The sequence below is a fragment of the Bradyrhizobium sp. ORS 285 genome (genome assembly GCF_900176205.1).
In the GTDB taxonomy this organism is placed as follows: domain Bacteria; phylum Pseudomonadota; class Alphaproteobacteria; order Rhizobiales; family Xanthobacteraceae; genus Bradyrhizobium.
Window position 1 is genome coordinate 736,032 of record NZ_LT859959.1, and the last position, 25,663, is coordinate 761,694.

The following is a 25,663-nucleotide window of genomic DNA, read 5'->3' on the forward strand; positions in this document are numbered from 1 at the left end:
ATGCATCCCGGGGCAGGCGCAGGCTGCGGAAGGCTTGAACGGCGCTGCGATGACCTGGCCGTTTGCGCTGCCGTTCGCGGGATTGCTGCTGTCGATTGCGCTCGGTCCGCTGCTGTTCGCCACGTTCTGGCATCACCACTACGGAAAAATCGCTGCGGCTTGGGCGCTGATGACGCTGGCGGCGCTGACCTGGCAGGCCGGCCTCGGTGCGGCATTCGCGTCCTTCGTGCACGCGCTGCTCGCCGAATATCTCAGCTTCATCGTTCTGCTGTTCGCGCTCTATACGGTGGCCGGCGGCATTCTCGTGAGCGGCGACATCAGAGGCACGCCGGCGACCAACACGGCCATTCTCGCGCTTGGCACGATCATCGCGAGCATCGTCGGCACCACGGGTGCTGCAATGATCCTGGTTCGCCCGCTCATCCGCGCCAATCTGCCGCGGCCCCACAACGTCCATGTGCTGATCTTCTTCATCATGCTCGCCGCCAATGTCGGTGGCGCACTGAGCCCGCTCGGCGATCCGCCGCTGTTCGTCGGCTTCCTGCGCGGCGTCGATTTCTTCTGGACTACGCGAAACATCTGGCTGCAGACCGCGATCGTCGCCGGCCTGCTTTTGATGATCTTTGCTGCGATCGACACGTGGCGTTTCCGTCAGGAGAAGCCGGCCTCGGACAGGGCTGGCACGAAGGAGCCCGTCCGTGTCCGCGGGCTCGTCAACGTCGTCCTGATTGCCGCCATCGTGGGCAACACGCTGGTCTCGGCGACCTGGAAGCCCGGCATCTCCTTCGATATCGTCGGCACGCATCTCGAGCTCCAAAACCTCGTCCGCGATGCCATCCTGCTGGGGATCGCGGGCCTCTCGCTCTGGCTGACGCCGGACGAGCACCGCGAGGCCAATGGCTTCAATTGGGAGCCGATCCGCGAGGTCGCCAAGTTGTTCGCCGCAATCTTCACGGCGATCATTCCGGTCATCGCCATGCTGAATGCCGGACACAACGGATCGTTCGGCTGGCTCCTCAACGCGGTAACGACGCCGTCCGGCGCGCCGCGCGAGGTCGCCTATTTCTGGTTCACCGGACTGATGTCGGCCTTCCTCGACAACGCCCCCACTTACCTGCTGTTCTTCGAGCTCGCTGGCGGCGACCCCAAGGTGCTGATGGGCCAGCTCTCGGGAACGCTGGCCGCGATCTCCATGGGCGCCGTCTACATGGGCGCGCTGACCTATATCGGCAATGCGCCAAACTTCATGGTGGCGGCGATTGCCAATGAGCGCGGCATCCAGATGCCGAGCTTCTTCGGCTACATGCTGCGCGCTGCCGCCGTCCTGATCCCGCTCTTCCTGTTGCTGACGGTGCTGCCGATCCATCCGCTGCTCAGCCAGAACTGATGACCATCGACGCGCCATCGCGCATAGTCCGCGACAGGATCGAGGAGCGCGAATCATGAGTGTGCAGGGCGCGACGCCGGCCTCATCGGTGATCTTTCCCGGATTGGCGGTGGCGCTGGTCATCGCCGTCGCGCTGACCCATTACGATTTCACGCCCTCGGCAGCCGGCCTCGTGTTCGCCGCGGTGCTTCTGATCATCCTGTTCGGCACGGTGTTCGCAGCCGTGCATCACGCCGAGGTCATTGCTCATGAGATCGGCGAGCCGTTCGGAACGCTGCTCCTGACACTGGCGGTCACGATCATTGAAGTGGCCTTGATCGCAACCATCATGCTGGGCGACAAGTCCGCGCCTGCGCTGGCGCGCGACACCGTTTTTGCCGTCGTGATGATCGTCTGCAATGGGCTGGTCGGCATCTGCGTCTTCATCGGCGGCCTGCGCTATCGCGAGCAGGATGTCCTCGTCTCTGGCGCCAATCTGTATCTCAGCGTTCTGTTCACGATGGCCACCATCACGCTGGTGCTGCCGAACTACACGCTGACCGCGCCAGGCCCGGTGTATTCGGCCGCGCAGCTCGCCTTCGTCAGCATCGTGACGATCCTGCTCTACGCGGTGTTCCTGTACACGCAGACCACGCGCCACCGGGATTATTTCGTCGGCAGCTCGACCGGATTCACCGACGACGACCGCCGGCTTCCACGGAGCAAGCTCATGCTCAGCATCGGGCTGCTGCTGCTGGCGCTGGTTGCAGTCGTGCTGCTCGCCAAGAAGTTTTCGCTTGTGGTCGATGCCGGCGTTGCGGCCACCGGTTCGCCACCCGCCGTCGCCGGCGTGCTGGTGGCCTTGTTGATCCTGTTGCCGGAGAGCGTCGCGGCGATCTCGGCCGCCCGCGCCAATGATCTGCAGAAGAGCATCAACCTTGCCCTCGGCTCTTCGCTCGCCACCATCGGTCTGACGATCCCTGCCGTGGCCGTCGCCGCCTATGCGCTCGATAAGCAGCTCGTGCTCGGCCTGGACGCCCAGGGCATGGTGCTGCTGGTCCTGACCTTCGTCCTGAGCATGCTGACCTTCGGCACCGGCAGGACGAACATCCTGTTCGGGCTGGTGCACATGGTCGTGTTCGCGATATTCCTGTTCCTGCTCTTCGTGCCCTGATTCAGAGAGATCCCCATGCTCAACGCCCAGTCCGATGTCCAGGTCGATACGCCCGAGGTCCGCGTCACCGAGTGGCGGCTGGCGCCGGGCAGCGCGACGGGACGCCACGTCCACGGGATGGATTACGTGATCGTGCCGGTGACCGCGGGGGAGATGACGATCGTGGCGCCGTCGGGTGAGCGCTCGAAGGCGCAGCTCGCGGTCGGGAAATCCTATTTCCGCAAAGCCGGCGTCGAACACGATGTGCTGAACGAGACCGGTTCCGAGATCGTTTTCCTCGAGGTTGAGCTCAAGCCCTAACCATTTGTTTACCGGCATGCCGCTGATTGTGGTATCTTAAGCCAGTGATCCGGAAAGCTGCGGTGGCGTCCGAACGGTCTCGGATTGCAGCTCGGCTCCGGTCTCAAAGGCTTTCAGGAAAACGACTTTTCGCGGTTCGTCCGTGCGCGCCTTGCGTGGATACGGGCTGCGGAGAGTGGGGAATGGTCCCTTAATTGTGCCTCAAAGTTCCCGCAAATACCGCGCGGGAGTGGTCAGCATGCTGAAATATCTCACGAAGTTTGCTCTGGAGATCATCCCGTCGGTGCTCGCCACCATCATCGGGGCCTACATCGTCAACCACTACATCAATACCAAGCCCGACGCGCCGCCTTCGACCGTGGCCTCCGTGGCGTCGGCTGCCTATGCCAAGCTGACCGGCTCCAAGGCAGATGCGCACAAGGGCGAGGTGCCCAAATCGGCTGATAGCAAGTCTGCTGATGGCGCAAAGCCCGATGCCAAGCCGGCCGAGACCTCCGCCGCGCTGTCCACTGCTCCTGTGCCGGGGATCGAGGCGAAGGGCGTGTCCGAGAAGTCGCTGACGGACAAGGCCGCCGAGAAGGCGGTCGAGGTGAAGCCCACGGAGACGGCGAGCCTTCCGGCCGAGACGCCGGCTGCTCGCCATACGACATCGCCGCGCGAGAAGCTGATTGCACGGGGCACGCCTGCCGAGACGCCGGCCGCCCAGCCTGAGGAGCGTCGCGACGCGGCTGATCTCGCGCGTGCTGCGATCGAGCGGCTGCGGGCGAGCGAGGGCGCTGGAAAGGGATCGACTGACAAGGCAACGGCCGAGAAGCCGTCCAACGATGCGGCCCGTGAGACGCCGCGCGTCGTCACGGCTGTGCCCCAGCTGTCGCCGGTCCGTCCGCTGCCGCCGCCTGTGACTGTCTCGGCTCCGCCGGTCGAGCAGGGCTTCGTCATGCCGTCGGCGCCGAACCCGGCTTACACGGGATCGGTGCAGGCCGACGGTCGGCCCACGCCTCCAGCGGAGATTCCGGCACAGCAGCTGCGCCCGCTCGATCTGCGTGCGGAGAAGGATCCGTCGATCAAGGACCAGATGTCGACCGTGGCGCAGGACATGATGTCCGCGGCCAAATCGGTGTTCCACTCGGTGCTGCCGAAGTAATCGGCAGCATCCATCCGTAAGCTGATCCGCGAAGCGGTAGACCGGCAAGTCTACCGCTTTTTCTTTGGCCGCCGGCTCCGCGAAGAGCCGGGCGCACCGCGGCTGCCGGACCACCGATGCCAGCCGTGCCGCAGAGAAACGGGGGCCCACAAACAAAAACGCGAGCCCATGGCCCGCGCTTTCGAATTCAGCAGATGATTATACGTATCAGCGCGGCGCGCCGGGGCGGGCGCCTGCACCCGGACCACGGCCAGCGCCACGGTCACCACCGGCGCCAGCGCCGAACACCGGCTTCGGCTTCATCGGCAGCAGGCCTTCGCGCTGCAGCTTCTTGCGGGCCAGCTTGCGCGCGCGGCGCACGGCTTCGGCCTTCTCGCGGGCTTTCTTCTCAGAGGGCTTCTCGTAATGGCCGCGGAGCTTCATCTCGCGGAAAATGCCCTCGCGCTGCATCTTCTTCTTGAGCGCCTTGAGCGCTTGATCGACATTGTTATCGCGAACGAGAACCTGCACGCGGCATCCTCTTTCTCAGTCTATCGGTTTGAAATCTGGTGAAGCCAGGGCTGGCAAATGGCCGCGCCCTTAACCTTGAGCGCGCCCATGTATCAGAGGAGTCCCCTGCTGTCCACCCGCTGGCGGGCTCATGACCGCAAGTTTAACGCGCCGGAGGCGGTTTATTTCAGCCCTGCCGCGGCGGCAGCGGCGAGACCTGGGTGACGTGCCCCATCTTGCGGCCCGGGCGAGCAGCCCCCTTGCCATACAGGTGCACGGTGGCGCCGGGAACCGTCAGCCATTGCTCGTAGGTATCGATCTCATCGCCGATCAGGTTGGTCATCGTGACGTGACCGTGGCGCAGCGGCTTGCCCAGGGACCAGCCGGCAATCGCCCGGATATGCTGCTCGAACTGGGAGATCGAGGCGCCATCGAGGGTCCAATGGCCGGAATTATGCACCCGGGGCGCGATTTCGTTGACCAGCACGCCCGGATTAGGGCCGCTGGTGACGACGAACATCTCGACGGCGAGCACGCCGACATAATCCAGCGCCGTGGCGATCCGGCTGGCGATGTCCCGGGCCTCATCGGCGAGCGCATCGGGAATGCTGGCCGGGGCGCGGGAAACCTTCAGGATGTGGTCGCGGTGCTCGTTCTCCGTCACATCGAAGCACTCGACCTGGCCATCGGCGGCGCGCGCCGCGACGACCGAGATCTCGCGCTCGAACGGCACGAAAGCCTCCAGAATCGCCGATTTGGTGCCGAGCTCGGCCCAGATCCGCTCGAGGTCGTCGCCTTGGCGAATCTTGACCTGGCCCTTGCCGTCATAGCCGAACCGCCGGGTCTTCAGCACGGCCGGCAGGCCCAGCCGGAACGCCGCCTCACGCAGGGTCGCAAGCGAGGAGACATCGGCATAGTTCGCGGTGCGGATGCCGAGCGAGGTGACGAAATCCTTCTCGATCAGCCGGTCCTGGGTGGTCTCCAGCGCGGAGCGGCTCGGCAGCACAGGACGGCGCGCCGCGAGCACCATCGCAGCCGCGGACGGGACATTCTCGAACTCGTAGGTGACGACATCGACGTCGTTGGCGAACAGCTCCAGCGCCTCCACGTCGGCATATTCGGCGCAGGTGGCGTTCAGGACCACGTCGAAGGCCGGCGAGTCCGGGTCCGGCGAGAACACCTGGCAGCGCAGCCCGAGCCGGGCCGCAGCCAGCGCCAGCATGCGGCCGAGCTGGCCGCCGCCGAGAATGCCGATGGTGTCGCCGGGCTTCAGCTTCACCTGCTTGGAGCCGGTCACGCCGCGCCCTCCGGACATTCGGCGATCGCATCGGTTTGGGCCTGGCGCCACGCCGACAGGCGTTCGGCCAGTTCCGGATCAGACAGAGCCAGCACGCTCGCAGCCAGCAGCGCCGCATTGATGGCGCCCGATTTCCCGATCGCCAGTGTTCCCACGGGAATACCGGCGGGCATCTGCACGATCGAGTAGAGAGAATCGAGCCCGGACAGCGCCTTGGATTCGACGGGCACGCCGAACACGGGCAGCTCCGTCAACGACGCGGTCATTCCCGGCAAATGGGCGGCCCCGCCAGCGCCGGCGATCACGACCTTGAAGCCGGCGGCCTTGGCGCCCTTGGCAAACGCGTACAACCGGTCCGGCGTACGGTGCGCCGAGACGATGCGGGCGTCATAGCTCACGCCAAGCGCGCCGAGTGTCTCGGCGGCATGGCGCATGGTATCCCAGTCCGACTGGCTTCCCATGATGATGGCGATCGGGGCGGTCATGACCTCAATTCTTCTCGGGAATCCATCAGCATGGGCCGGAGTATAGGATCGGTCCCGACAGCGGCAAGCCATGGCATGGAGGTCCGAATGGACTATCCTGTCTTGGTTAAACCCGGCAAGTCCAAACCGTGGCGCGTTTAGGTCCAGGATGAAAAAGAAGCGTATCAAGAAGGTTGGACCGGCCGCCAAACGCGGACCTCGATACCGTCGCAAGGCTTCGTCCCGTGCCCGCGGGCCAGGAACTGCCACAGCGCCGGCCGGCGCCCGCCAGACCATCCGGCGCCTCAAGGCCGAACTGGCCGCGGCTGAGGCGCGCATCGCGGAGCTGACAGCCACCGCCGAGCGCGACTTCCTGCTCGACATCTTCAACCGCCGCGGCTTCGCCCGCGAACTGCACCGCTCCATCGCCTTCATCAAGCGCTATGACGCGACCGGCGCCCTGGTCGTCCTCGATGTCGATCGCCTCAAACCGATCAACGATACGTTCGGTCACGCCGCGGGGGACGAGGTTCTGAAAGCGGTGGCGCGCGTTCTGGGCGAACAGGTTCGGTCCTCCGACGTGATCGGCCGCCTCGGCGGCGACGAGTTCGGCGTCCTGCTGTGGCACCTCAGCGAAACCGATGCGCGCGCCAAGGCGGCCGCGCTGGAGGAAGCGATCGACGGGCTGAGCTTCACCTTCGGCGACCAAACTGTCCGGGCAGGGGCCTCCGCCGGCGTTGCCCTGCTGGACAAGCGCGTCAACCCGGTGCGTGCGCTCGAGGAAGCCGATCGCGCGATGTACGTCCGCAAGGCGCAGCGACGGCATGACGTCCGGGCTTGACTCGGCGCATCGTGGTTCGATCAGAGCTCCCCTAGATCATCTGGCAGCTCGCCGAAGGTGTGCAGCAGCCGCGCATCGCTGAACTCGCCCATCAACGGATCGCCGCTGCGGCTGAAGGCGATGGCGCCGATATTGTCCGGCAGCCGCGACATCGCTTCGGCCCGGCGTAGCGCCGCTGTCGAGCTCTGGCATTCCTCCGCCGTCCCGGGGATCACTGCGCCCATTTCGTCTCGCCTAAACGGCATGGCGACGTAGTAGGTCACGTCAGGCATGGCATCATCCTCCTGGTGCTCGTCGAAACTCCAAGCAGATGCGGCAACGATCGTTTGATAGCGCGCCGTGCGGCTCAGGCCGCGCTGCTCTGCACCTCGTCAGAGGCGGTGTTCGGCATGCAGCCGCAGGCGATCGCCGCACGCAGCTCCAACAGCTCCAGCTCCAGATATTCATTGGCCATGATCAGGGCCTTGATCGTGGAGCGCAGATTTCCGTCGCACATCGCGATGGCCTGATCGCAGGCCTGTTCGTAGAGGCGGTCTTGCGGAGAGAACGAGGCGGGCATCGAACCATCCTTGGTGCTGGCAAGCCCTGTACGGCCGGGCGTGCGAGGATGGCTGGATTGTTCCCGTTTTGTTCGATTCTGTCAAGACGACTTCGTGGACGTTCCCCAATCAGTCGACGACATAGGGCATGGGCGCTGACGCTTCGCGTCAGGCGATGATGTCCGGCGTAATCTGGTCTTCGATGAAGGCGATCCGATCGCGCAGCATCAGCTTCCGCTTCTTCAGCCGTTGCAGCCGCAACAAATCCGGCGCGGGCGACAGATGCAAGGCATCGATCGCTGCGTCGAGGTCGCGGTGCTCCTGCTGCAGGCGCGCGAGTTCGGCCTGCAGTTCGCGCTCGTCTTGGTCAGCCATGATCTATGATAGCAAAAAAGCGGAAGGAAGTGGGAAGCCCTGCGAAAGGCGGGAGCGAATATTGCGCTTGCGAAGCTGATAAGCAAGCCGCGACCCCTGGGATCTCTGCAGCTGTCCCGTGAATTTCAGGTTGGCGCGCCCTGGAGAATCGTCCGCATCCGCTCACGCTTCGTTACGCACGGCGCTCAAATCTGCATGTGCGGTCTTTTGGCCCCATCGACAGGTCAAGCGACTTGTGTACACTCGATAGCCCTGGTCGAATCTCAGGTTCACCTACCAAGGAGGTTTCGAATGGCCATTCAGGCGCATCTCGTTGAACTGGAGCGTAAGCATAAAGTTCTTGAAAACGAATTGCATGAAGCCCTCGTGCATCCATCAACGGACGATCTGCGCATAGCCGAACTGAAGCGGCGTAAACTGATGGTGAAGGATGAGATCGAGCGCTTGAGACAGGTGACCACCGAAACGCTTCACTGACTTGTGACGACGATCAACGGTAATTCCAACGGCAAGACCGTGCGTGCTGGGATGGTGATAGCGCCATCCCAGGCGCAACTTCCCAGATAGGCTGACATCGCAACCGGCTGCTGCGTCCCGCAGCCTTGAAGGATTGCCCGCGGGGCCATCCACGCTCCGATGCATACCAATTGTTAGTTCGCTGTGAGCTCACCGACATGCGTGGCGATCGCCAGCGATGACGTCAGCCCCGGCGATTCAATTCCGAACAGATTGATCAATCCGGTCACGCCGTGCTCGCGCGGTCCCTGGATGACGAAGTCCTGCGATGCTACCGCGGGCGGGACGATCTTCGGCCGGATGCCGGAGTAGCTCGGCATCAGCGCACCATCGGGCAGTGTCGGCCAATATCTGCGGATCGCCGGATAGAAGCGTTCGGCGCGCGTGGGGTCGACCGCGTAGTCGATGGACTCGATCCACTCGACATCGGGACCGAAGCGGGCCTGGCCTGCCATGTCCAGCGTGAGGTGGACGCCGAGCCCACCGGGCTCCGGCACCGGGTAGATCAGCCGGCTGAACGGTGCCTTGGCGCTGCAGCTGAAGTAGTTACCCTTGGCGAGATAGGCGGTGGGCACCAGGTCGGGCGGCATGCCCTCGATCAGGCGGGCGACCGCCGGGGCGCTGAGACCGGCCGCATTGACGAGCAACTGACAGGACAGCGTCATCGGCTGCTCGCCGCCGGCATCGAGCTCGATCGCGCCGCCGGTCGCCTTGGCGCGCAGCAGCGGGGTGTGGAAGGCAAAGGCGCCGCCGGCATCCTCGATCTCACCGCGCAGCGACAGCATGAAAGCATGGCTGTCGAGGATCCCGGTCGAGGGTGACAGCAGGGCGGCCTCGCAGGCCAGCGCCGGCTCCATGGCTTTCGCCTCGGAGCCCGTGAGAAGCCGCATGCCCTCGACGCCGTTCGCCTCGGCATGGGCGCGGATGCCCTGCAGCTTCTCGGTCTCGGCCGGGCTGGTGGCGACGATCAGCTTGCCGCAATTGCGGTAGGGAACACCGTGCTCGTCGCAATAGCGGTACAGCATGCGTTTGCCGCTGACGCAGAAGCGGGCCATCAGGCTGCCGGCCTTGTAATAGATGCCGGCATGGATCACTTCGCTGTTGCGAGATGAGGTGACGGTGCCGATGTCCTCGGCCGCTTCGAGCACGACGACCTCGCGCCCCGCTTTGGCCAGCTGGCGGGCAATGGCAAGTCCCACCACGCCCGCACCGACGACGACGCAATCAACCTTTTCCATACGCGTTCCTGAAACAATCCCGGGAGGTCACGGCTCTCTGCAATCGGCGGTGGGCGGAACCTTCATGCCAAGCACGAAGCTGCTTAGCAAACCATTCATCATAGAAGGTCATCGCCCGAATTTGCTTCGTCTTTTTCGAAGTTTGTGGAAACCGTTTACCCGATCCCAACCGGTCGGGCCAGAGAATGCCATCCGGATACCGCGGGTGATTGATGGCTGGCAAGTTTTGGCAGGCGAGCGACCGAAACGCGTTTCCGGCGCGTGTCGTTGCGGCCTCAGTGGCCGCCATGATGGCCGGGACGCCGGCGTGCGCCTGGGCAGCCTCCCCCGGTTTTTCGCCCTCGGGCTATCTTGGTACGGTCGAGCCGGACGTGCTCTGGAAGGTGCTGATCGGGGGCATCATCGTCTGCGCATTCCTCGCCTCGGTCGTGATCTGGATCCACCAGGCCTTGCGGCGCGCCAAGCGTGCGCAGCTGCGCCGGAACGCCTTCATCAGCTCCGCCCTCAACAATCTCAGCCAGGGCCTGATGCTCACCGACGCCGCCAACCGCGTCGTGTTCTACAACCATCGCTTCCTCGAGATCTACGGCATGAGCCGGGCCGACATTCCGCCCGGCTGCACCGGCCGCGAACTGCTCGAGCTGCGGCGCCAGCGTGGCCTGCTGCCGACGTCGGTGGAGGACTATGCGCGCCAGGCGCGCGAGCCCGAGGGCTGCCTGACCGAGCTGCCCGGCGGACGGACGGTGCGCGCGAAGATATTCCGTCTTCCGAACGGCGGATCGATCGGCATCCATGAGGACTGCACGGTGCAGCGGAAGCTCGAGGACGAGCTGGCCTCGACCAAGCAGTTCCTGGAATCGGTGCTGAACCACGTTCCGGTCTGCGTCGCCGCCAAGACCGTCGAGGACGGCCGCTACGTGTTCGCCAATCGCGCCTTCGAGGAGTTCTCACGCATTCCGCGCGAGCGCATCGTCGGCAACCTCGCGCGTGATCTGTTCTCCGCCGAGACGGCCGCCAACATCGAAGCCGCCGATCGGGCGGCAACGCTGGCCCCCGGCACCTCTCATCGCAGCGAGCTGGTCATCCAGCGCGGCCGCAAGCAGCGTATCCTGGATTCCAACCGCGTCGTGGTGTGCAACGACAGCGGCAAGCCGCAATTCCTGATCTCGGTGTTCGACGATGCCACCGAGCGCCGCTCGCTGGGGCTCGAGCTGGAGAATACCAAGAAGTTCCTCGAGCTGATCGTCGACAACATCCCGGTGTCGCTGATCGTCGAGAGCGTCAATGACGGCCGCTATCTGCTCGCCAACCGCAGCGCCGAAATCATCCTCAACCGCAAGCGCGAGGAGGCCACCGGCCTGACCGCGGCGGACATCTTCAATCCGCGCGAGGCCCGGCTGATCATCGCGCGCGACGAGGCCGCGATCAAGAAGCGCAGCCTGATGACCGAGGAGCATCCGATCTCGACCAAGGACGGCCTGCGCCTGTTCCTGACTCGGCGGGTGACGGTGCTCGGCGATAGCGGCGAGCCGCAATATCTGATCAAGACCTATGAGGATGTGACCGACCGGCGCCAGACCGAATCGCGGATGGCGCACATGGCCTATCATGACGGCCTGACTGACCTGCCGAATCGTGCCGCCTTCCTGCAGGCGCTGAGCCAGATGATCGAGGCGTGCCGGGATTCCGACGAGGAATTCGCCGTCCTGAACGTCGACCTCAAGGCGCTGAAGGATGTCAACGACGTCTTCGGCCATGCCGTCGGCGACAAGCTGCTGATCGAGGTCGCCCGCCGTGTTCACGCCGTCGCTCGCGGCGGCGTCGTCGCGCGCCTGTCCGGCGACGAGTTCGGTCTTATCATCGATGGCAAGCAGCCGGAGGCGGGCAGGGCGCTCGCCGAACAGCTGGCCGCGGCCATTGCCGTCGAATTCCAGATCGACGGCAAGTCGATCCGCACCGCGCTCACCACCGGCATCTCGGTATTCCCGCACAATGGCTCCGATCCGGCATCGCTGCTCGCCAATGCCGGTGCCGCGCTGTTTCGCGCCAAGGCCAAGGCCCGCGGCAGCATCACCTTCTACGAGCCGGAGATGGACCAGCAGATCCGCGACCGCCGCGTTCTGCACCAGGAGCTCTCGGTCGCGATCAAGAATGGCGAGCTGTCGCTGTACTTCCAGCCGCAGGCGAGTTCGGGCCGTACCGTCGATTCCAGCGAGATCATCGGCTTCGAGGCGCTGGCGCGCTGGCAGCATCCGGTCCGCGGCTTCGTGCCGCCGAGCGACTTCATTCCGCTCGCCGAGGAGAGCGGCCTGATCGTCGAGATGGGCGAGTGGATCCTGCGCGAGGCCTGCCGCGAGGCAGCGTCGTGGCCGAAGCCGCTACAGGTCGCCGTCAATCTGTCGCCGGCGCAGTTCGTCCATGGTGATCTCGTTGCACTGGTGCATTCGATTCTGCTGGAGACCGGGCTCTCGCCCGGCCGGCTCGAGCTCGAGATCACCGAGGGCGTGCTGATCGAGGATTTCGATCGCGGCGTCTCGCTGCTGCGGCGGCTGAAGGCACTCGGTGTCCGCGTGTCGATGGACGATTTCGGCAGCGGCTACTCTTCGCTGAGCTATCTGCAGGCGTTCCCGTTCGACAAGATCAAGATCGACCGCGCCTTCGTCATGAATCTCGGCCGCAACCCGCAGTCGGCGGCGATCATTCGTGCGGTGATCGGACTTGGCCACGGCATGAACATGTCGATTGTCGCCGAAGGCGTCGAGACGCCGGAGCAGCTCGGCTTCCTCGCCGAACAGGGCTGCGACTCGGTTCAGGGCTATCTCCTCGGTAAGCCCCTGCCGATCGACAAATATGACGGCGTCGTCGGTCGTGCACATGACGATCTCGTCGCGACCGCGCGCAAGACCGGCTGACCGTAGCTTTGCGGTCAGAGGCTGCCGCGCAACAGCACGAATTTATCCGGTGACCTGTTAGCTACGCCGCTACGAGAATCAGTGACCGAGGTCTACGATCCCGCGTCCTGACGCGCGCGAAGACCTTGGGCAGCATGGCGGACTACGATCTCGCAATCATCGGTGGTGGTCTGAACGGCGTCAGCCTCGCGCGGGATGCGGCGGGCCGTGGCTTGCGCGTCATTCTGATCGAGCAGGGCGATCTCGGCGGTGCCGCCTCGTCGGCGACATCCAGGTTGGTGCATGGCGATCTCGCTGCGCTGGAGCGCCGCGGAGTCCTGCGCGTGCGCCGGGCGCTCACCGAGCGCGACGTCTGGCTGACCACAGCGCCGCATCTGGTGCGCCCGGTTCGCTTCGCGATTCCCGCCCATGCCAATGAGCGTCCGCAGTGGCAGTTGCGCGCCGGGCTCTGGCTCTACGATCACCTTGCGAAGCGCAATCGTCTGCCTGCTGCCGCGACGCTCGACGTCACGCATCATCCAGTCGGCGACGCGCTGAAGCGTCCGTTCGGCACCGCGTTTGAATACTCCGATTGCGTCGTCGACGATTCCCGCCTGGTCGTGCTGACGGCGCTCGATGCCGCCGAGCGCGGCGCCGACATCAGGACCGGCGCCCGCTGCATCCGTGCCGACCGCGACCGCATCTGGCGTTTGGCGCTCATCGACCGCGGCCATCGCCGCATCATCACTGCGCACGCCCTGGCCAACGCGACCGGCGCCTGGAGCGTATCGACCGCAGAGACCGTGTTGCGCCAGCCGCCGCCACGCGTGGCAGCACGGCAGCTCAGCCAGATCGTCGTGCCCAAGCTGTTCGATGTCGACGCGGTCTACGTGTTCCAGAACTCCGACGGTCGGCTGATCTTCGCTCAGCCCTATGAGCGGGAGTTCACGCTGATCGGAACGGTGGCTCATCCATTCAGCGGCGATCCGGCGGTCGTGGCCATGCCGGCGGCGGATGTCAGCTATCTCTGCAAGGCCGCCAACCGCTATTTCCGCTCCGACATCCAGCCGGTCGATGTCGTCAGGACAATCTCCGGCGCCAACATGATGCTGCTGAAGGGCGATGACGGCCGGCAGATGGAAACGGTCGTCAGGCTTGATGCGGGCCGGGGCAGGGCGGCGCCGCTGCTCACTCTGTGTGGCGGCGACGTCACCACGGCGCGCCGCCGTGCCGAGCAGGCGGTCTCGCGGCTCGCCCGGTTCCGTCCGATGTCGCCGCGCTGGACTGCAGGCGCGCCGCTGCCCGGCGGCGACTTCGCCTGGGAGTGCTTCGAGGACCTCGTCGATGACGCCAAGGAGCGGTGGCGCTTCCTTGGCGAAGCCGAGGCTCGCCGCCTGGTCAGCGCCTACGGCACGCGGATCGCCGATATCCTGGGCGATGCCCGGAGCCGCGCCGATCTCGGCCAGGCGTTCGGGGCACAGCTGACGGAGGCCGAGGTCCGTTATCTCATGACCAGGGAATGGGCACGGTTTGCCGATGACGTGCTCTGGCGGCGGACCAAGCTCGGGCTGACCATGTCAGCCGCCGAGCGCGACGCCCTGACGGCCTTCATGGTCACCGCCAGCGGCCGGAGCGGGTCTGTTGCACGTGAAGGGGACGGGGAAAGTCCGTCCCGTACGGTTGAGCTGCAGTCGATCGGCGGCTAGCTTGCGCTCCGCCGCGCCGTTGTGAGCCGGCAGGGTGACTAGACCTGATCATGGCTGACGACATCGCGACTTCAGAGCCTGCCGCCGAGCCGGCGCCATCGCCTCTGCCGGACCCGCGCCCCGATCCTCAGCCGCCGATCCTGCGGATCGAGAATGTCGTGAAGACCTTCGGCAGCTTCCGCGCCGTCGACGGCGTCTCGCTCGACATCCGCGCCGGCGAGTTCTTCGCGCTGCTCGGTCCGAGCGGCTGCGGCAAGACCACGCTGTTGCGCATGCTGGCCGGCTTCGAAGCCCCGGACGAGGGCCGCATCCTGCTGTCGGGCGAGGACATCGGCGAGGTGTTGCCGCACGAGCGGCCCGTCAACATGATGTTCCAGAACTACGCGCTGTTCCCGCATCTCAACGTGCGCGACAACATCGCCTTCGGCCTGAAGCGCGCCGGCATGCCGCGCGCCGAGATCGCCACGCGCGTGGCCGAGATGGTGGCGTTGGTCCGGCTCGAAGGGCTGGAGAAGCGCAAGCCCGATCAGCTCTCCGGCGGCCAAAGGCAGCGCGTGGCGCTGGCGCGCTCGCTGGCACGGCGCCCGCAGGTGCTGCTGCTCGACGAGCCGATGGCCGCACTCGACAAGAAGCTGCGCGAGAGCACGCAGCTCGAGCTGATGGAGTTGCAGCGCCGGCTCGGCATGACCTTCATCATCGTCACCCACGACCAGGAAGAGGCGATGACCGTGGCGACACGGATCGGGGTGATGAACGCCGGCAAGCTTGAACAGGTGGCCGTGCCGCGCCGTCTGTACGAGGAGCCGGCCTCGCGCTGGGTGGCGGAGTTCGTCGGCGACATCAATCTGTTCGAGGGCGAGGTGACCACGCGGGAGCCAATGCGGCTCCGGGTCGCGACCTCCACGGCGGGCGAACTGGTCGCGGCGCAGCCCGTTGTCCCGGTCAGCGAGGTCAAGGTCGCGGTCGCGATCCGGCCTGAGAAGATCCGGCTCGCGCTCCGTCGACCCGCCGGCGATGCCGCGGGAATCAATTGTGTCGAGGGCGCCATCAGCGATGCCAGCTATCTCGGCGGCAAGACGGTGTACAAGATCAAGCTCGATGGCGGCGCGGTGCTGCACGCCGCGCAGGCCAACACGGCGCGGCTCGATGCCGACGGCTACGGGCTGAACCAGCGCGTCGTCGCCTGGTTCACGCCCGATGATTGCGTGGTGCTGGAGCGATGAGCGCACGCCGCATCTTCTCGCGTCCGGCGCGCTTTGCCGCGATCGCGCCCTATGTCTGGATGGTGCTGTTCTTCCTGGTGCCGTTCGCCTTCGTCCTCAAGATCAGCCTGTCGCAGACCGCGATCGCGCAGCCCCCCTATACGCCGGCGTTCTCGCTGGCCGAGGGACTCTCCTCGCTCCGTGAGGCCTTCGCGGCGATATCGCTGGACAATTTCCGCCTGCTGCTCTCGGACGATCTGTATCTCGCATCCTATCTGCGCAGCGTCGTCGTCGCGCTGACGTCGACGGCGATCCTGCTGCTGATCGGCTATCCCATTGCCTATGGCATGGCGCGGCTGCCGCGGCGCTGGCAGGGCATCGCGATGATGCTGGTCATCATCCCGTTTTGGACCTCGTTCCTGATCCGCATCTATGCCTGGGTCAACATCCTCCAGCATGACGGCCTGTTGAACCAGATCCTGCTCGGGCTGCACATTGTGTCCGCGCCTGTCGTGTGGCTGTCGACCGACGCCGCTATGTATGTCGGCATCGTCTATTCCTATCTGCCGTTCATGATCCTGCCGCTGTTCGCGACGCTCACCAAGCTGGAGCCGGCGCTGGAAGAAGCGGCCGCCGATCTCGGTGCGACGCCGCGCGAGACGTTCTGGCTGGTCACGTTCCCGATGTCTTTGCCCGGCGTTGGCGCCGGCGCGCTGTTGTGCTTCATCCCGATCGTCGGCGAGTTCGTCATTCCCGACCTGCTCGCCGGCTCGAGGTCGCTGATGATCGGCCAGACGCTGTGGCTGGAGTTCTTCACCAACAAGGACTGGCCGGTCGCCTCCAGCATCGCCGTGGTGCTGCTGGCCGTGCTGCTGTTGCCGCTGCTGCTCTACGACCGCCTGCAACGCCGGCAGTTGGAGGAGAGCCGGTGATGGCAAGCTCGCTCTTGACGCTTGCTCCGCTGCCCACCCTCCCCTGGAGGGGGAGGGTCGCCTCACATGCAGCGAAGCGGAATGTGAGGCGGGGTGGGGTGATCTCTCCGCTGGCACAAGCGGTAGCGGATAGATCACCCCACCCCGCTCGCCCGCTTCGCGTGCGATCGACCCTCCCCCTCCAGGGGAGGGTGGTCGACCGTCGAGGCTGTTCTGTGTTCGGGCCGACTCAGAGCACTGCAGGAGAGTTCGCACTGGCAACTGCGCAGGAGAACGCTGCGCATGCCTAAGCCCTCCCGCCTGTCGCGCTTCAACATCGCCTCGCTCTCGCTCGGGCTCGCCTTCCTGTATCTGCCGATCCTGATCCTGGTGATCTACTCGTTCAACGCCTCGCGGCTGGTGACGGTGTGGGGCGGCTGGTCGCTGCGCTGGTATCACGAGTTCTTCAACGACCGCGCCATGATCGATGCGGCCTGGATGAGCCTCCGGGTCGGCGCGACGTCGGCGACCGTGGCGACCGTGCTCGGCACGCTCGCCGCCGTGGCGCTGTCGCGTGGCCAGGGCTTTCGCGGCCGAATGCTGTTCTCGGGCATGCTGTATGCGCCGTTGGTCATGCCCGAGGTGATCACCGGCCTGTCGCTGCTCTTGCTGTTCGTCGCACTCGACGCCGAGCGCGGCTTCTGGACGGTGACGATCGCGCATACCACGCTGACGATGTGCTTCGTCGCCGTCGTCGTGCAGTCGCGCCTCGTCTCGCTCGACCGCAGCCTGGAAGAAGCGGCCATGGATCTCGGCTGCGATCCGTTCCGCGCCTTCGCCATGGTGACCTTGCCGCTGATTGCACCGGCGGTGGTCGCCGGCTGGATGCTGGCGTTCACGCTGTCGCTCGACGATCTCGTGATCGCGAGCTTCACCACTGGCCCGGGCTCCGCGACCTTGCCGATCCGGATCTATTCGGAGGTGCGGCTCGGGGTGAAGCCGGAGATCAACGCGATCTGTACGCTGGTGATCGGGCTGATCGCGGTAGTCATCGTGATCGCGTCGCTGGCCTCGAAATTGTCGAGCGACCGCGGCGAAAGCGCCGCGCCGCTCTAACACTCGTCATTGCGAGCGAAGCGAAGCAATCCAGAGTCCTTGCGCGGCCCTGGATTGTTTCGCTTCGCTCGCAATGACGGAGGTGTTGAGGCGGCGTCCTCAAACCATGAACAGCTTCAAAGCGGCATCAACCACTGTGCGGTGGATTGCCCCGCGATCGACTGACGGCGGATCGACGCAGCTGGCTGGATCAGCGTTGCGGCCCAGTTCGGTGCTCTCCGGCAGGAACACGTAGTGGCCAGCGTCATCGGCGACGATGTCGAAGGCGCTCTGCGGCAACCGCTCGTGCAGCCAACGCGCCGACGGCAGCAGCGCATCGGCGCCGCCGACCATGATGTGTGTCGGCACATCGATCGCCGCGACGCTGTCTTCCGAGAAGCCCTGCACCGAGCGTCCCGGCGCCAGCAGCAGCGCCGCCTTGATGCGGGGATCGTGATACGACGCCGACATCCGCGCCCAGGAGTCGCGGAAGACCTGGCTCGTCTCCATCAGAAGCGGCAGATGATCGACGAGGTCGGGAAACTCGCGTGGGCCGCGGCCGAGATTGGCGCCGGGCTCGAAGGGCGAGCGGATCATGATGGCGCCGAGCAGGGCAGTGGCGGTGACGCCGCCGAGCGAGTAGCCGACGGCGAAGATGCGATCCGGATCGATGCGGCCTGCAAAGCCGGGATGAGCGGCGAGATGGTCGATCAGCAACGAGATGTCGCGCGGCCGCTCCCACGAACACAGGAACGCCTCGGCCCGGTACGGCTCGGCGTTGCTGTTGCCGTGATGGTTGACGGCGACCGCGATGAAGCCGCGGCTCGCCAACTCGCGCGCCAGCCATTCGAACTGCAGCCCGTTGCAGCCGGTGCCGTGCGAATAGACCACGAGCGGATACGACCCGTTGCCGGCAAGTGGCGCATCCAGCGCCGCCGGTCCCGCCTTGAACCATCCGTCCGGCCATGGCGCGACCTGGAGCGGCGCTTCGATCGCAGCGTCCGCGGCCGGATACCAGGCGAACCAGTCGATCGGCCGCAGGCCGTCGCCATCCCAGTTCGGCCGCGAGGCGTCCGCAAGCCGACCTCGGCGAAACCCGACCCGCATTACTCCGTCACGACTTCACGGCGCCGGCGGTGAGACCGCCGACCATGTAGCGCTTGAAGGCGTAGTACACCGCGGCCGGCGGCAGCGCGTAGATGAAGCCGGTGGTCATCAGGAGCTCCCACGGCGAATCGTCGGCGGCGAGGAAGTTGCCGAGCGCCACGGGAAGGGTGATCGCTTTGTCGTTCGACAGCAGCAGGAACGCGTAGAGATACTCGTTCCAGGCCAGCAGCACCGCATAGGTGCCGATCGCGACCAGCGACGGCATCATCAGTGGCACATAGACCAGCCGGAAGATCTGCAGCGGGCTCGCGCCGTCCATCACGGCGGCTTCGTCGAGCTCGACCGGCAGCTTGTCGGAGGCCTGCTTCAGAACCCAGATCGCGTAGGGCGAGGCGATGGTCACCATCGCGAGGATCAGCGACCAGTCGTTGTTGAGCAGGCCGTATTTGCCCATGGTGCGATACATCGGCACCGCGAGGAACGCCGCCGGGATGAAGTAGGTGAACAGCGCCAAGTTCATCACCACGCGGCTGCCGGGCACGCGCAGTCGCGAGATCGCATAGGCCGCGCAGGTCGCGATGATCAAGGTCAGCGCGCCGACGGCGACCGCGATGAGGACGGAGTTGCCGAACTGGATCCAGAAGTCGCGCAGGAAATAATGCTGCTGGTGAAACACGATCGAGAAATTGTGCAGGGTCGGATGATCAGGCCACAGCTTGCCCGAGAACGCGTCCTCCTTCGGCGAGATCGCGAACAGGAACATGTGGTAGATCGGGATCATCGTCCAGATGAAGACGGGAATGCCGATCAGCAGCAGCCGGGCCTCGGTGCCGACTTCGCGCAAGGTGGGGAGCTTCATCGCGACAACCGCTTCATCATGAAATAGACCAGGGGGAGCACCAGCGGCATCGCGCAGACGATCGAGGCCATCGCGAGGCTGAGCTGATCGAGACGGAGATAGCGGATGCCGAGCGTCGACAGCACGTGGGTGAGGTCGGCCGGGCCGCCGCCGGTCAGCAGATAGACGCTGTTGAAGTCGCCGAGCGTCCAGATCATCGAGAGCAGCGTGCAGGTGATGTAGAGCGTCTGCATCGACGGCCAGGTGATGTAGCGGAACTTCTGCATCCAGGTGGCGCCGTCGACCTCGGCGGCCTCGAACAGGTCCTGCGAGATCGCGAGCCGGCCGGTCATCAGGATCAGGGTCCAGAACGGCAGCGATTTCCAGATGTGCATGCCGATGGCCATGCCGAGCGCGATCGTCGGGTCGTTGAGCCAGTTCGGGCCGTCATCACCGGTCAGGCTGAAGATCAGGTGGTTGACCATGCCCCATTCGGGATTGAGCATGAAGCGCACCGACAGGATGGTCGGGATCGACGGCACCGCCCAGGGCAGGATGAAGATCACCGACAGCCATTTGATCCAGCCGCGCTGCTGGATGAAGAAGCCGGACAAAAACAGCGCGATCAGCATCTTCAGATTGATGCCGACCAGCAGGAAGACGAGCGTGTTGACGGCGGCGCGCGCGAAGATCGGGTCGTTGTACAGCGCGACATAGCTCGCGGGATCGCGCGCCAGCCACAGGCCGTAGCCGACGGGATAGACGACGAAGGCGAGGAACACGAGCAGGTAGGGCGCCAGCATGACGATGCCCCACACCTGGGGCGGCGTCAGCCGCGCCGGCCGCGGTGCCTCCGCAAGCGTAGAATCGGAAGCTGAAAGCGTGATCGCCATGATGGTCTCTTCTGGTCGTCTCTTCCCACCGATAACCAAACCGGCCGCATGGGCTGCGGCCGGCAGTCTTTGTCGTTGTCAGGACGTCAGGCTAGTGCATCGCCAAGCGAGAGACTAGCCCGCGACCTCCTTGAGGCGCGCGATCAGCTCGTCGACCGCCTTCTCGACCGGCACCTTCTCGCTGACCACACGGTTCATCGCCTTCGCCCAGACGTTCTCGTTGTTGAGAATCGTGAACTTGTAGTTCTTGGTGAAGTCGAACGGCGTGGTGCCGCCGGTGAACTGGGTGTAGACGGCCTTGCGATGGCGGTCGGCCTGCCAGAACGGGCTCTTCTGGCCGGCAGTCGTCACCGGGAACCAGCGGCCCAGCGCGCCTTCGACGTAGGGTCCGAGGTTCTCTTCCTGCATCAGGAACTTGATGAACTCCTTGGCCTGCGCCTTATGCGGCGCATTGGCGAAGATGAGGCCGGTCTTCACGTCGGAGCGATACTTGATCGGCGTGCCGTCCGGCTTGTTGGGGAAGGACGCGGTGATGATGTCCTCCTCATAGGCCTTCTTGCCGGCCGCGCGCTGCTCGGGCGTCAGCGCCTGGTTGGTCGAATCCTCGAACCACTTGGCCGCGATCGAGATCGTGAAATTGTGGGTCATCACGATGGTCTTGTTGTGGAAGGCGACGTTGTTGTCCGGGTCCTTCCAGGTCGTCGAGGACGGCGGGGTGCAGCCCTTGATGTAGGTGTCGGTATAGTCCTTCAGCGCCTTGGTCAGGCCCTCGCGCACCTTGGGGTCGTCGACCAGCAGCTTGCCGTCGTCGTCGACCAGCTTGACGTTGTAGGCGTCCATGAAGGTGTAGAACGACTGGAACGAGTCGGTCGACTCGACGCCCATCGGCTGTCCGACGCCGTAGAGACGCTGGCCGGTCGCCTTGCGGATGCCCGGCTGAACCTTGTCGCACCAGAACGTCCAGTAATCTTCCCACTTGGTCGGGATGTCAGCCTGCTTGAAGCCGGCCTTCTCGAGCAGGTCGCCCCAGATCTGGACGTGCATGCTCTGCTGCTTCAGCGGAAAACCGTAATAGGCCTTCTTCTTGGTGACGTTGTTGTAGAGATAGGCGGTCTCGATGGTGTTCGGCGCAAACGCCGACTTCATCGGCTCCAGGATGTCGGTGAGATCTTCGAGCTTGCCTTCGTAAGCCCACTTGCCCTGCGCCTGCACGTCATAGGTGTCGGCATAGGCGACATCAGGCACGGTGCCGGAATCGAGCGCGGCCACCGTCTTCGGGATCATGTCCTGGATCGCGTATTGCGACAGCTCGACCTTGATGCCGGTCTTGGCCTCGAATTTCTTGACGACGTTGAGCAGCGCATCGTCCTCGGACTTGTAGAAGCCCTTGCTCCACCAGATCGTGATGGTGTCCTGAGCGACGGCTGGTGCTGCAGCGCAAAAAAGCCCGGCGGCTACTGCGATTGAAAGCGCACCCATTCCCCTGGATTTCACGTGTCTCTCCCTGATCCGCCGATCTTGCTTGATCGGTTGTGGGCGGACACTAGCGCAGGGACCAGATGCGATCCAGAAGTAATATATCAGACATAGGTCGGGGCTACGGCTGTCGCTCGATCACGCTTAATGCGGGCGGCGATCAGTTCTGTTTTGTGGGACTCTCGCTCGCCGGAGCGTCGGCCTGCGGCGCATTGTCCTGCTGAGCAGGACGCAGCCCGCCGCCGGTGAAGCGCTCCAGCACCGAGCGTACGGCGTCGCGGGTCTTGCGGTCCTTCACGGCATCGAGCAGCGGCGCCGCCGCCGGCGCGCGGCGGATCAGGCTTTCCGGATCGGGGAAGATCAGCGGATCTTCCCACGGGCCCTGCACCACGAACGGCAGTTCGAATCCGTTGCCTGCATTGCCTGCCGACAACAGGCTTGCGACGCCCTTGAAGTCGTATTCGCGGCTCGGCACCGATGCGGTGCCGGTCATGGTGATCCGCGCGGTCGGGCTCTCGACGCGGATGTCTTCCGCAGTGGCAACCCCGTCTGCGAACTTCACGGCGACCGTCAACGAGTCGTAGGGCGTCGATCCCGTGCGGAAATTGCCGCCGCGCGATAGGGGGCTGCGCTCCAGCCGCTTCAGAAGCTGCTCGACGTTGAAGCCCGAGATCGCGCCGTCGCGGCCTTGCAGCGTGGCGCTGCCGTCGAGCGATTGCGCAAGCCCGAACGGGCTCGAGCCCGACGCCGTCAGCGAGACGTTGAGATTGCCGCGTCCGGACAGCGAGGACACGCCGAACATCTCGTTGGCGCAGGCCTGCAGGTCGACGTCGTTGAATTGCAGCTCGGCCTTGACATCGGCGACCGTGTCGGCCCGGGCAATGCCGAACGAACCGCGCACGATGCCGCCATACATCTGCGCTTCGCCCACCGACAGTGCGAGCACGCCGTTGCGCAGATTGGCGCCGAATGCCGTGCGTCCGAGTTTCGAGGAGCCGACCGTGACCTTTGCGGCCGATAGCCGCATGTCGAGGTCGGTGGTCGACAGCGCCTTGAGGTCGAACAGCTGCCGGTTCCAGTCGCGCGCGCCATTGGCGAGCAGCCGGAAGGTCGAGATGTACGGCGTGAAGTCCAGCGCATCGGCCGCGAGCGTCGCCTGCAGCGCTTGCCGGCCGTTGTTGGAATAGGTCATCACGCCCTCGGCGGTATTGCCGTCGAGCTCGACATTGACGTTGGTGAGCGCGATCGAGGCGCCGACCACATTGGCACGAGCACGTAGCGCAAAGCGGCCGAAGCCGCCGCCGCCGAGCGGCGTCTGTCCGGTCCAGCGCAGCGCGTCGCGCAATGAGGGGCTGTCGACCGTGAGCGTGCCTTCCATCAGCGCGCTCGTGCGGTTGGCGACGGTGCCGTCGAACGCGACCTTCAGCGGCGGGCTCGCCAGGCGCATCTTCAGGCCGGAGCGGTCACCCGACAGAGCTGCCAGGAAATCGCTGACGCTGATCGAGCCCTCGATGCGCTGGCCGCGCCAATCGAATTGGCCGGTCGCAGCGAACGAGCGCGAGATCGAGGGCCAGGCCAGCGACAGGTCGATGTCGTCGAGCCGCTCGGACGCATGATGGTTGCCGTCCTCGTAGACCAGGATGCCGTCCTGGATGCGGATCTCCGAGAACGACATCTGGCTGTCGGGACCCGGCCGCATCGTGCGCGCGATGGTTTCGATGAAGGGCGTCCAATTGCTGTTGCCGTCGGCCTCGCGGGTGACGTTGATCTGCGGCCGCAGCATCATGACGTCGGCGATCTCGAAGCGCTGCAGCAGCAGCGGCAGCAGTTGGAGATTGGCAGTCAGGACGTCGACGCGCAGCGCCGGATCGTCGGCGCCGCTGCCCTTCAGGCCGACATCGTGGAACGAGACGTAGCTGCCGGGGAATAAGGAGACGTCGATATGGCCTTTGACGACGAGCTCGAGCCCAGTGACGGCGCGGATCTGCGTCTCGACGGCGCGCCGCAGTGCCTCACGATTGACCAGCCAGGAACTCGCGAGCAGGCCCACGAGGGCAATGCCGAGCAGCACCGCGATCGGTGTGCCGAGGCGCCTCATTCCTTGGGCCATGGTCACGGACATGTCCTGGATACGTCGGATCGCTGGTGAGGGAGGATGGGCAGGGCGCGCCGAAAACCCTTGCCAACATCAACAACTTGATGCGTTTTCTTGACGCTTTCAAGGCCACGCCGTTGGTGTGGCTGGATTACGGCGGAGGCCGCGAAGCGCCGCCCCCGGATCATTCCGGGGCCGCGCGCCGCTGCGACTGCTAATGCAGGACATGCCCGTTGGGAAGGCATCATTGACGCATTGCGAAGATTTCGCCTAATAATCCGGTCGATATCTGCGCCGTCCTCGCTTTGCAACAGGTCATTCCCGTATGAACAAGGTCTATCCGGACGCCAAATCCGCCCTTGCGGGCCTTCTCAAGGACGGCATGACCATCATGTCCGGTGGGTTTGGCCTTTGCGGCATCGCCGAAACGCTGTCCGATGCCATTCGTGATTCCGGGGTGAAGAACCTCACCGTCATCTCCAACAATGCCGGCGTGGATGGCATCGGGCTCAGCCGACTGCTGGAGACGCGGCAGATCAAGAAGATGATCTCGTCCTATGTCGGCGAGAATAAGCTGTTCGCACAGCAATATCTGGCCGGCGAACTGGAGCTGGAATTCTGCCCGCAGGGCACCCTGGCCGAGCGCATCCGCGCCGGCGGTGCCGGCATCCCGGCCTTCTTCACCAAGACCGGCGTCGGCACGCTGGTCGCCGAAGGCAAGGAAGTGCGGGAATTCGACGGCGAGAAATATCTGATGGAGCGCGGCCTGTTCGCAGACATCGCGATCGTGCACGCCTGGAAGGGCGATACCGCCGGCAACCTCGTCTACCGGAAGACGGCGCGCAACTTCAATCCGATGATGGCGACGGCGGCGAAGGTCACAGTGGCTGAGGTCGAGCATCTCCTGCCGGCCGGCCAGATCGATCCCGACCACATCCATACGCCGGGCATCTTCGTGAAGCGCATCATCCAGGTCGGCACCGCGCTCAAGCGCATCGAGCAGCGCACCGTCCGCAAACGTGAAGCCGCCGCTGCAGCGGGGGAGGAAGTCTGATGGCCTGGACGCGAGAGCAGATGGCGGCACGCGCCGCCAAGGAGCTGCGGGACGGTTACTATGTCAATCTCGGCATCGGCATTCCGACGCTGGTCTCGAACTACATCCCGCCGGGCGTCGACGTGGCGCTGCAGAGCGAGAACGGCATGCTCGGCATGGGTCCGTTCCCCTATGAGGGCGAGGAGGATCCCGACCTCATCAACGCCGGCAAGCAGACCGTCACCGAGCTGCCGATCACGAGCTACTTCTCCTCGGCGGATTCCTTCGCGATGGTCCGCGGCGGCCACATCGATCTCTCCATCCTCGGCGCCATGCAGGTGGCCCAGAACGGCGATCTCGCCAACTGGATGATTCCGGGCAAGATGGTGAAGGGCATGGGCGGCGCGATGGATCTCGTCGCCGGCGTCAAGCGCGTCGTCGTGGTCATGGAGCACAGCGCCAAGGACGGTCCGAAGCTGCTCAAGCAGTGCACGCTGCCGCTGACCGGCGAGCGCGTGGTCGACATGGTCGTCACCGATCTCGCCGTGTTCACCATCGACAAGCACGGCAATGACGGCATGGCGCTGATCGAGCTCGCCGACGGCGTGACGCTCGACGAAGTCAAGGCCAAGACCGAAGCCGAATTCCGCGTCGCGCTGAAGAACACCTGAGC

25 protein-coding genes are annotated in these 25,663 nt (G+C 65.0%); 13 read left to right on the top strand and 12 right to left on the bottom strand.

Going from position 1 to position 25,663, the window contains the following annotated elements; all coding sequences use genetic code 11:
• Positions 1–49: 49 nt before the first annotated feature.
• The 4 genes from BRAD285_RS03325 to BRAD285_RS03340 all read left to right on the top strand — a co-directional run bounded on the left by BRAD285_RS03325 (position 50) and on the right by BRAD285_RS03340 (position 3,984).
• A complete protein-coding gene (locus tag BRAD285_RS03325) occupies positions 50–1,387 on the top strand; it encodes a sodium:proton antiporter (RefSeq protein ID WP_006612204.1) in 1,338 nt (445 codons plus the stop codon).
• A 55-nt stretch (positions 1,388–1,442) separates the two neighbouring features.
• A complete protein-coding gene (locus BRAD285_RS03330; protein WP_006612203.1) occupies positions 1,443–2,540 on the top strand; it encodes a calcium:proton antiporter in 1,098 nt (365 codons plus the stop codon).
• 15 nt (positions 2,541–2,555) lie between these two features.
• A complete protein-coding gene (locus BRAD285_RS03335; RefSeq protein ID WP_006612202.1) occupies positions 2,556–2,840 on the top strand; it encodes a cupin domain-containing protein in 285 nt (94 codons plus the stop codon).
• Positions 2,841–3,078: 238 nt separating this feature from the next.
• Entirely contained in the window at positions 3,079–3,984 is a 906-nt protein-coding gene (locus BRAD285_RS03340; protein WP_006612201.1) for a hypothetical protein, read from the top strand.
• Positions 3,985–4,191: 207 nt separating this feature from the next.
• Here the strand turns inward: BRAD285_RS03340 and rpsU are convergent, their stop codons facing one another.
• The 3 genes from rpsU to purE form a co-directional block, all read right to left on the bottom strand.
• Entirely contained in the window at positions 4,192–4,494 is a 303-nt protein-coding gene (gene rpsU, locus BRAD285_RS03345; RefSeq protein WP_006612200.1) for a 30S ribosomal protein S21, read from the bottom strand.
• Between the two features lie 166 nt (positions 4,495–4,660).
• Complete coding sequence (locus BRAD285_RS03350; RefSeq protein ID WP_006612199.1) at positions 4,661–5,770, bottom strand: 5-(carboxyamino)imidazole ribonucleotide synthase; 1,110 nt, start codon at positions 5,768–5,770, stop codon at positions 4,661–4,663.
• Complete coding sequence (purE, locus tag BRAD285_RS03355) at positions 5,767–6,255, bottom strand: 5-(carboxyamino)imidazole ribonucleotide mutase (RefSeq protein ID WP_006612198.1); 489 nt, start codon at positions 6,253–6,255, stop codon at positions 5,767–5,769. The genes BRAD285_RS03350 and purE overlap by 4 nt, the downstream gene beginning before the upstream one ends.
• A gap of 148 nt (positions 6,256–6,403) precedes the next feature.
• Between purE and BRAD285_RS03360 the strand changes: the two genes are divergently transcribed.
• Positions 6,404–7,075, top strand: coding sequence for a GGDEF domain-containing protein (locus BRAD285_RS03360; protein WP_035646543.1), 672 nt, complete (start codon positions 6,404–6,406; stop codon positions 7,073–7,075).
• Positions 7,076–7,095: 20 nt separating this feature from the next.
• Here BRAD285_RS03360 and BRAD285_RS03365 read toward each other — a convergent pair whose 3' ends face one another.
• The 3 genes from BRAD285_RS03365 to BRAD285_RS03375 form a co-directional block, all read right to left on the bottom strand.
• On the bottom strand, positions 7,096–7,347 hold the full coding sequence (locus BRAD285_RS03365; RefSeq protein WP_006612196.1) for a hypothetical protein: 252 nt from the start codon (positions 7,345–7,347) through the stop codon (positions 7,096–7,098).
• Between the two features lie 74 nt (positions 7,348–7,421).
• Positions 7,422–7,634 carry a hypothetical protein gene (locus BRAD285_RS03370; protein WP_006612195.1) on the bottom strand — a complete coding sequence of 71 codons (213 nt, stop codon included), beginning with the start codon at positions 7,632–7,634 and terminating at the stop codon, positions 7,422–7,424.
• Positions 7,635–7,782: 148 nt separating this feature from the next.
• Complete coding sequence (locus tag BRAD285_RS03375) at positions 7,783–7,989, bottom strand: YdcH family protein (RefSeq protein ID WP_006612194.1); 207 nt, start codon at positions 7,987–7,989, stop codon at positions 7,783–7,785.
• A 291-nt stretch (positions 7,990–8,280) separates the two neighbouring features.
• Between BRAD285_RS03375 and BRAD285_RS03380 the strand changes: the two genes are divergently transcribed.
• Positions 8,281–8,466: a YdcH family protein gene (locus BRAD285_RS03380; protein WP_006612193.1), complete on the top strand. Its 186-nt coding sequence runs from the start codon at positions 8,281–8,283 to the stop codon at positions 8,464–8,466.
• A 173-nt stretch (positions 8,467–8,639) separates the two neighbouring features.
• On the opposite strand, the gene BRAD285_RS03385 is transcribed toward BRAD285_RS03380, so the two are convergent.
• Positions 8,640–9,743 (bottom strand): NAD(P)/FAD-dependent oxidoreductase, encoded by a 1,104-nt coding sequence (locus tag BRAD285_RS03385; protein ID WP_006612192.1) that lies wholly within the window; start codon positions 9,741–9,743, stop codon positions 8,640–8,642.
• A gap of 212 nt (positions 9,744–9,955) precedes the next feature.
• Between BRAD285_RS03385 and BRAD285_RS03390 the strand changes: the two genes are divergently transcribed.
• The 5 genes from BRAD285_RS03390 (at position 9,956) to BRAD285_RS03410 (ending at position 17,569) form a co-directional block, all read left to right on the top strand.
• Positions 9,956–12,655, top strand: coding sequence for an EAL domain-containing protein (locus BRAD285_RS03390; protein ID WP_006612191.1), 2,700 nt, complete (start codon positions 9,956–9,958; stop codon positions 12,653–12,655).
• 134 nt (positions 12,656–12,789) lie between these two features.
• The gene (locus BRAD285_RS03395; protein ID WP_006612190.1) at positions 12,790–14,340 is read left to right on the top strand and encodes a glycerol-3-phosphate dehydrogenase; all 1,551 of its coding nucleotides are present in this window, start codon (positions 12,790–12,792) and stop codon (positions 14,338–14,340) included.
• 50 nt (positions 14,341–14,390) lie between these two features.
• The gene (locus BRAD285_RS03400; RefSeq protein ID WP_006612189.1) at positions 14,391–15,563 is read left to right on the top strand and encodes an ABC transporter ATP-binding protein; all 1,173 of its coding nucleotides are present in this window, start codon (positions 14,391–14,393) and stop codon (positions 15,561–15,563) included.
• Positions 15,560–16,474, top strand: a complete 915-nt coding sequence (locus BRAD285_RS03405) for an ABC transporter permease (RefSeq protein ID WP_006612188.1) — start codon at positions 15,560–15,562, stop codon at positions 16,472–16,474. Before BRAD285_RS03400 ends, BRAD285_RS03405 begins: the two co-directional genes overlap by 4 nt.
• 282 nt (positions 16,475–16,756) lie before the next feature.
• On the top strand, positions 16,757–17,569 hold the full coding sequence (locus tag BRAD285_RS03410; protein WP_006614168.1) for an ABC transporter permease: 813 nt from the start codon (positions 16,757–16,759) through the stop codon (positions 17,567–17,569).
• A gap of 99 nt (positions 17,570–17,668) precedes the next feature.
• Here the strand turns inward: BRAD285_RS03410 and BRAD285_RS03415 are convergent, their stop codons facing one another.
• The 5 genes from BRAD285_RS03415 to BRAD285_RS03435 all read right to left on the bottom strand — a co-directional run bounded on the left by BRAD285_RS03415 (position 17,669) and on the right by BRAD285_RS03435 (position 23,972).
• Positions 17,669–18,655: an alpha/beta fold hydrolase gene (locus BRAD285_RS03415; protein ID WP_006614167.1), complete on the bottom strand. Its 987-nt coding sequence runs from the start codon at positions 18,653–18,655 to the stop codon at positions 17,669–17,671.
• A 7-nt stretch (positions 18,656–18,662) separates the two neighbouring features.
• Positions 18,663–19,514 carry a carbohydrate ABC transporter permease gene (locus tag BRAD285_RS03420; protein ID WP_006614166.1) on the bottom strand — a complete coding sequence of 284 codons (852 nt, stop codon included), beginning with the start codon at positions 19,512–19,514 and terminating at the stop codon, positions 18,663–18,665.
• The gene (locus tag BRAD285_RS03425; protein ID WP_006614165.1) at positions 19,511–20,386 is read right to left on the bottom strand and encodes a carbohydrate ABC transporter permease; all 876 of its coding nucleotides are present in this window, start codon (positions 20,384–20,386) and stop codon (positions 19,511–19,513) included. The genes BRAD285_RS03420 and BRAD285_RS03425 overlap by 4 nt, the downstream gene beginning before the upstream one ends.
• 114 nt (positions 20,387–20,500) lie before the next feature.
• The gene (locus tag BRAD285_RS03430) at positions 20,501–21,880 is read right to left on the bottom strand and encodes an ABC transporter substrate-binding protein (protein WP_006614164.1); all 1,380 of its coding nucleotides are present in this window, start codon (positions 21,878–21,880) and stop codon (positions 20,501–20,503) included.
• Positions 21,881–22,022: 142 nt separating this feature from the next.
• Positions 22,023–23,972, bottom strand: coding sequence for an AsmA family protein (locus tag BRAD285_RS03435; RefSeq protein WP_035648070.1), 1,950 nt, complete (start codon positions 23,970–23,972; stop codon positions 22,023–22,025).
• A gap of 310 nt (positions 23,973–24,282) precedes the next feature.
• Between BRAD285_RS03435 and BRAD285_RS03440 the strand changes: the two genes are divergently transcribed.
• Together BRAD285_RS03440 and BRAD285_RS03445 are read left to right on the top strand one after the other, a co-directional pair.
• Positions 24,283–25,011, top strand: coding sequence for a CoA transferase subunit A (locus BRAD285_RS03440; RefSeq protein ID WP_006614162.1), 729 nt, complete (start codon positions 24,283–24,285; stop codon positions 25,009–25,011).
• The gene (locus BRAD285_RS03445; protein WP_006614161.1) at positions 25,011–25,661 is read left to right on the top strand and encodes a CoA transferase subunit B; all 651 of its coding nucleotides are present in this window, start codon (positions 25,011–25,013) and stop codon (positions 25,659–25,661) included. Before BRAD285_RS03440 ends, BRAD285_RS03445 begins: the two co-directional genes overlap by 1 nt.
• Positions 25,662–25,663: the final 2 nt, after the last annotated feature.

Excerpts from the sequence above, each read along its gene's own strand:
- BRAD285_RS03385 (WP_006612192.1), bottom strand. The coding sequence starts at position 9,743 with ATGGAAAAGGTTGATTGCGTCGTCGTCGGTGCGGGCGTGGTGGGACTT.
- BRAD285_RS03330 (WP_006612203.1), top strand. The coding sequence starts at position 1,443 with ATGAGTGTGCAGGGCGCGACGCCGGCCTCATCGGTGATCTTTCCCGGA.
- BRAD285_RS03325 (WP_006612204.1), top strand. The coding sequence starts at position 50 with ATGACCTGGCCGTTTGCGCTGCCGTTCGCGGGATTGCTGCTGTCGATT.
- BRAD285_RS03410 (WP_006614168.1), top strand. The coding sequence starts at position 16,757 with ATGCCTAAGCCCTCCCGCCTGTCGCGCTTCAACATCGCCTCGCTCTCG.
- BRAD285_RS03420 (WP_006614166.1), bottom strand. The coding sequence starts at position 19,514 with ATGAAGCTCCCCACCTTGCGCGAAGTCGGCACCGAGGCCCGGCTGCTG.
- BRAD285_RS03340 (WP_006612201.1), top strand. The coding sequence starts at position 3,079 with ATGCTGAAATATCTCACGAAGTTTGCTCTGGAGATCATCCCGTCGGTG.
- BRAD285_RS03365 (WP_006612196.1), bottom strand. The coding sequence starts at position 7,347 with ATGCCTGACGTGACCTACTACGTCGCCATGCCGTTTAGGCGAGACGAA.
- BRAD285_RS03370 (WP_006612195.1), bottom strand. The coding sequence starts at position 7,634 with ATGCCCGCCTCGTTCTCTCCGCAAGACCGCCTCTACGAACAGGCCTGC.
- purE (WP_006612198.1), bottom strand. The coding sequence starts at position 6,255 with ATGACCGCCCCGATCGCCATCATCATGGGAAGCCAGTCGGACTGGGAT.
- BRAD285_RS03445 (WP_006614161.1), top strand. The coding sequence starts at position 25,011 with ATGGCCTGGACGCGAGAGCAGATGGCGGCACGCGCCGCCAAGGAGCTG.
- BRAD285_RS03395 (WP_006612190.1), top strand. The coding sequence starts at position 12,790 with ATGGCGGACTACGATCTCGCAATCATCGGTGGTGGTCTGAACGGCGTC.
- BRAD285_RS03405 (WP_006612188.1), top strand. The coding sequence starts at position 15,560 with ATGAGCGCACGCCGCATCTTCTCGCGTCCGGCGCGCTTTGCCGCGATC.
- BRAD285_RS03435 (WP_035648070.1), bottom strand. The coding sequence starts at position 23,972 with ATGGCCCAAGGAATGAGGCGCCTCGGCACACCGATCGCGGTGCTGCTC.
- BRAD285_RS03400 (WP_006612189.1), top strand. The coding sequence starts at position 14,391 with ATGGCTGACGACATCGCGACTTCAGAGCCTGCCGCCGAGCCGGCGCCA.
- BRAD285_RS03360 (WP_035646543.1), top strand. The coding sequence starts at position 6,404 with ATGAAAAAGAAGCGTATCAAGAAGGTTGGACCGGCCGCCAAACGCGGA.
- BRAD285_RS03335 (WP_006612202.1), top strand. The coding sequence starts at position 2,556 with ATGCTCAACGCCCAGTCCGATGTCCAGGTCGATACGCCCGAGGTCCGC.
- BRAD285_RS03390 (WP_006612191.1), top strand. The coding sequence starts at position 9,956 with ATGGCTGGCAAGTTTTGGCAGGCGAGCGACCGAAACGCGTTTCCGGCG.
- BRAD285_RS03425 (WP_006614165.1), bottom strand. The coding sequence starts at position 20,386 with ATGGCGATCACGCTTTCAGCTTCCGATTCTACGCTTGCGGAGGCACCG.
- BRAD285_RS03415 (WP_006614167.1), bottom strand. The coding sequence starts at position 18,655 with ATGCGGGTCGGGTTTCGCCGAGGTCGGCTTGCGGACGCCTCGCGGCCG.
- BRAD285_RS03375 (WP_006612194.1), bottom strand. The coding sequence starts at position 7,989 with ATGGCTGACCAAGACGAGCGCGAACTGCAGGCCGAACTCGCGCGCCTG.
- BRAD285_RS03380 (WP_006612193.1), top strand. The coding sequence starts at position 8,281 with ATGGCCATTCAGGCGCATCTCGTTGAACTGGAGCGTAAGCATAAAGTT.
- BRAD285_RS03440 (WP_006614162.1), top strand. The coding sequence starts at position 24,283 with ATGAACAAGGTCTATCCGGACGCCAAATCCGCCCTTGCGGGCCTTCTC.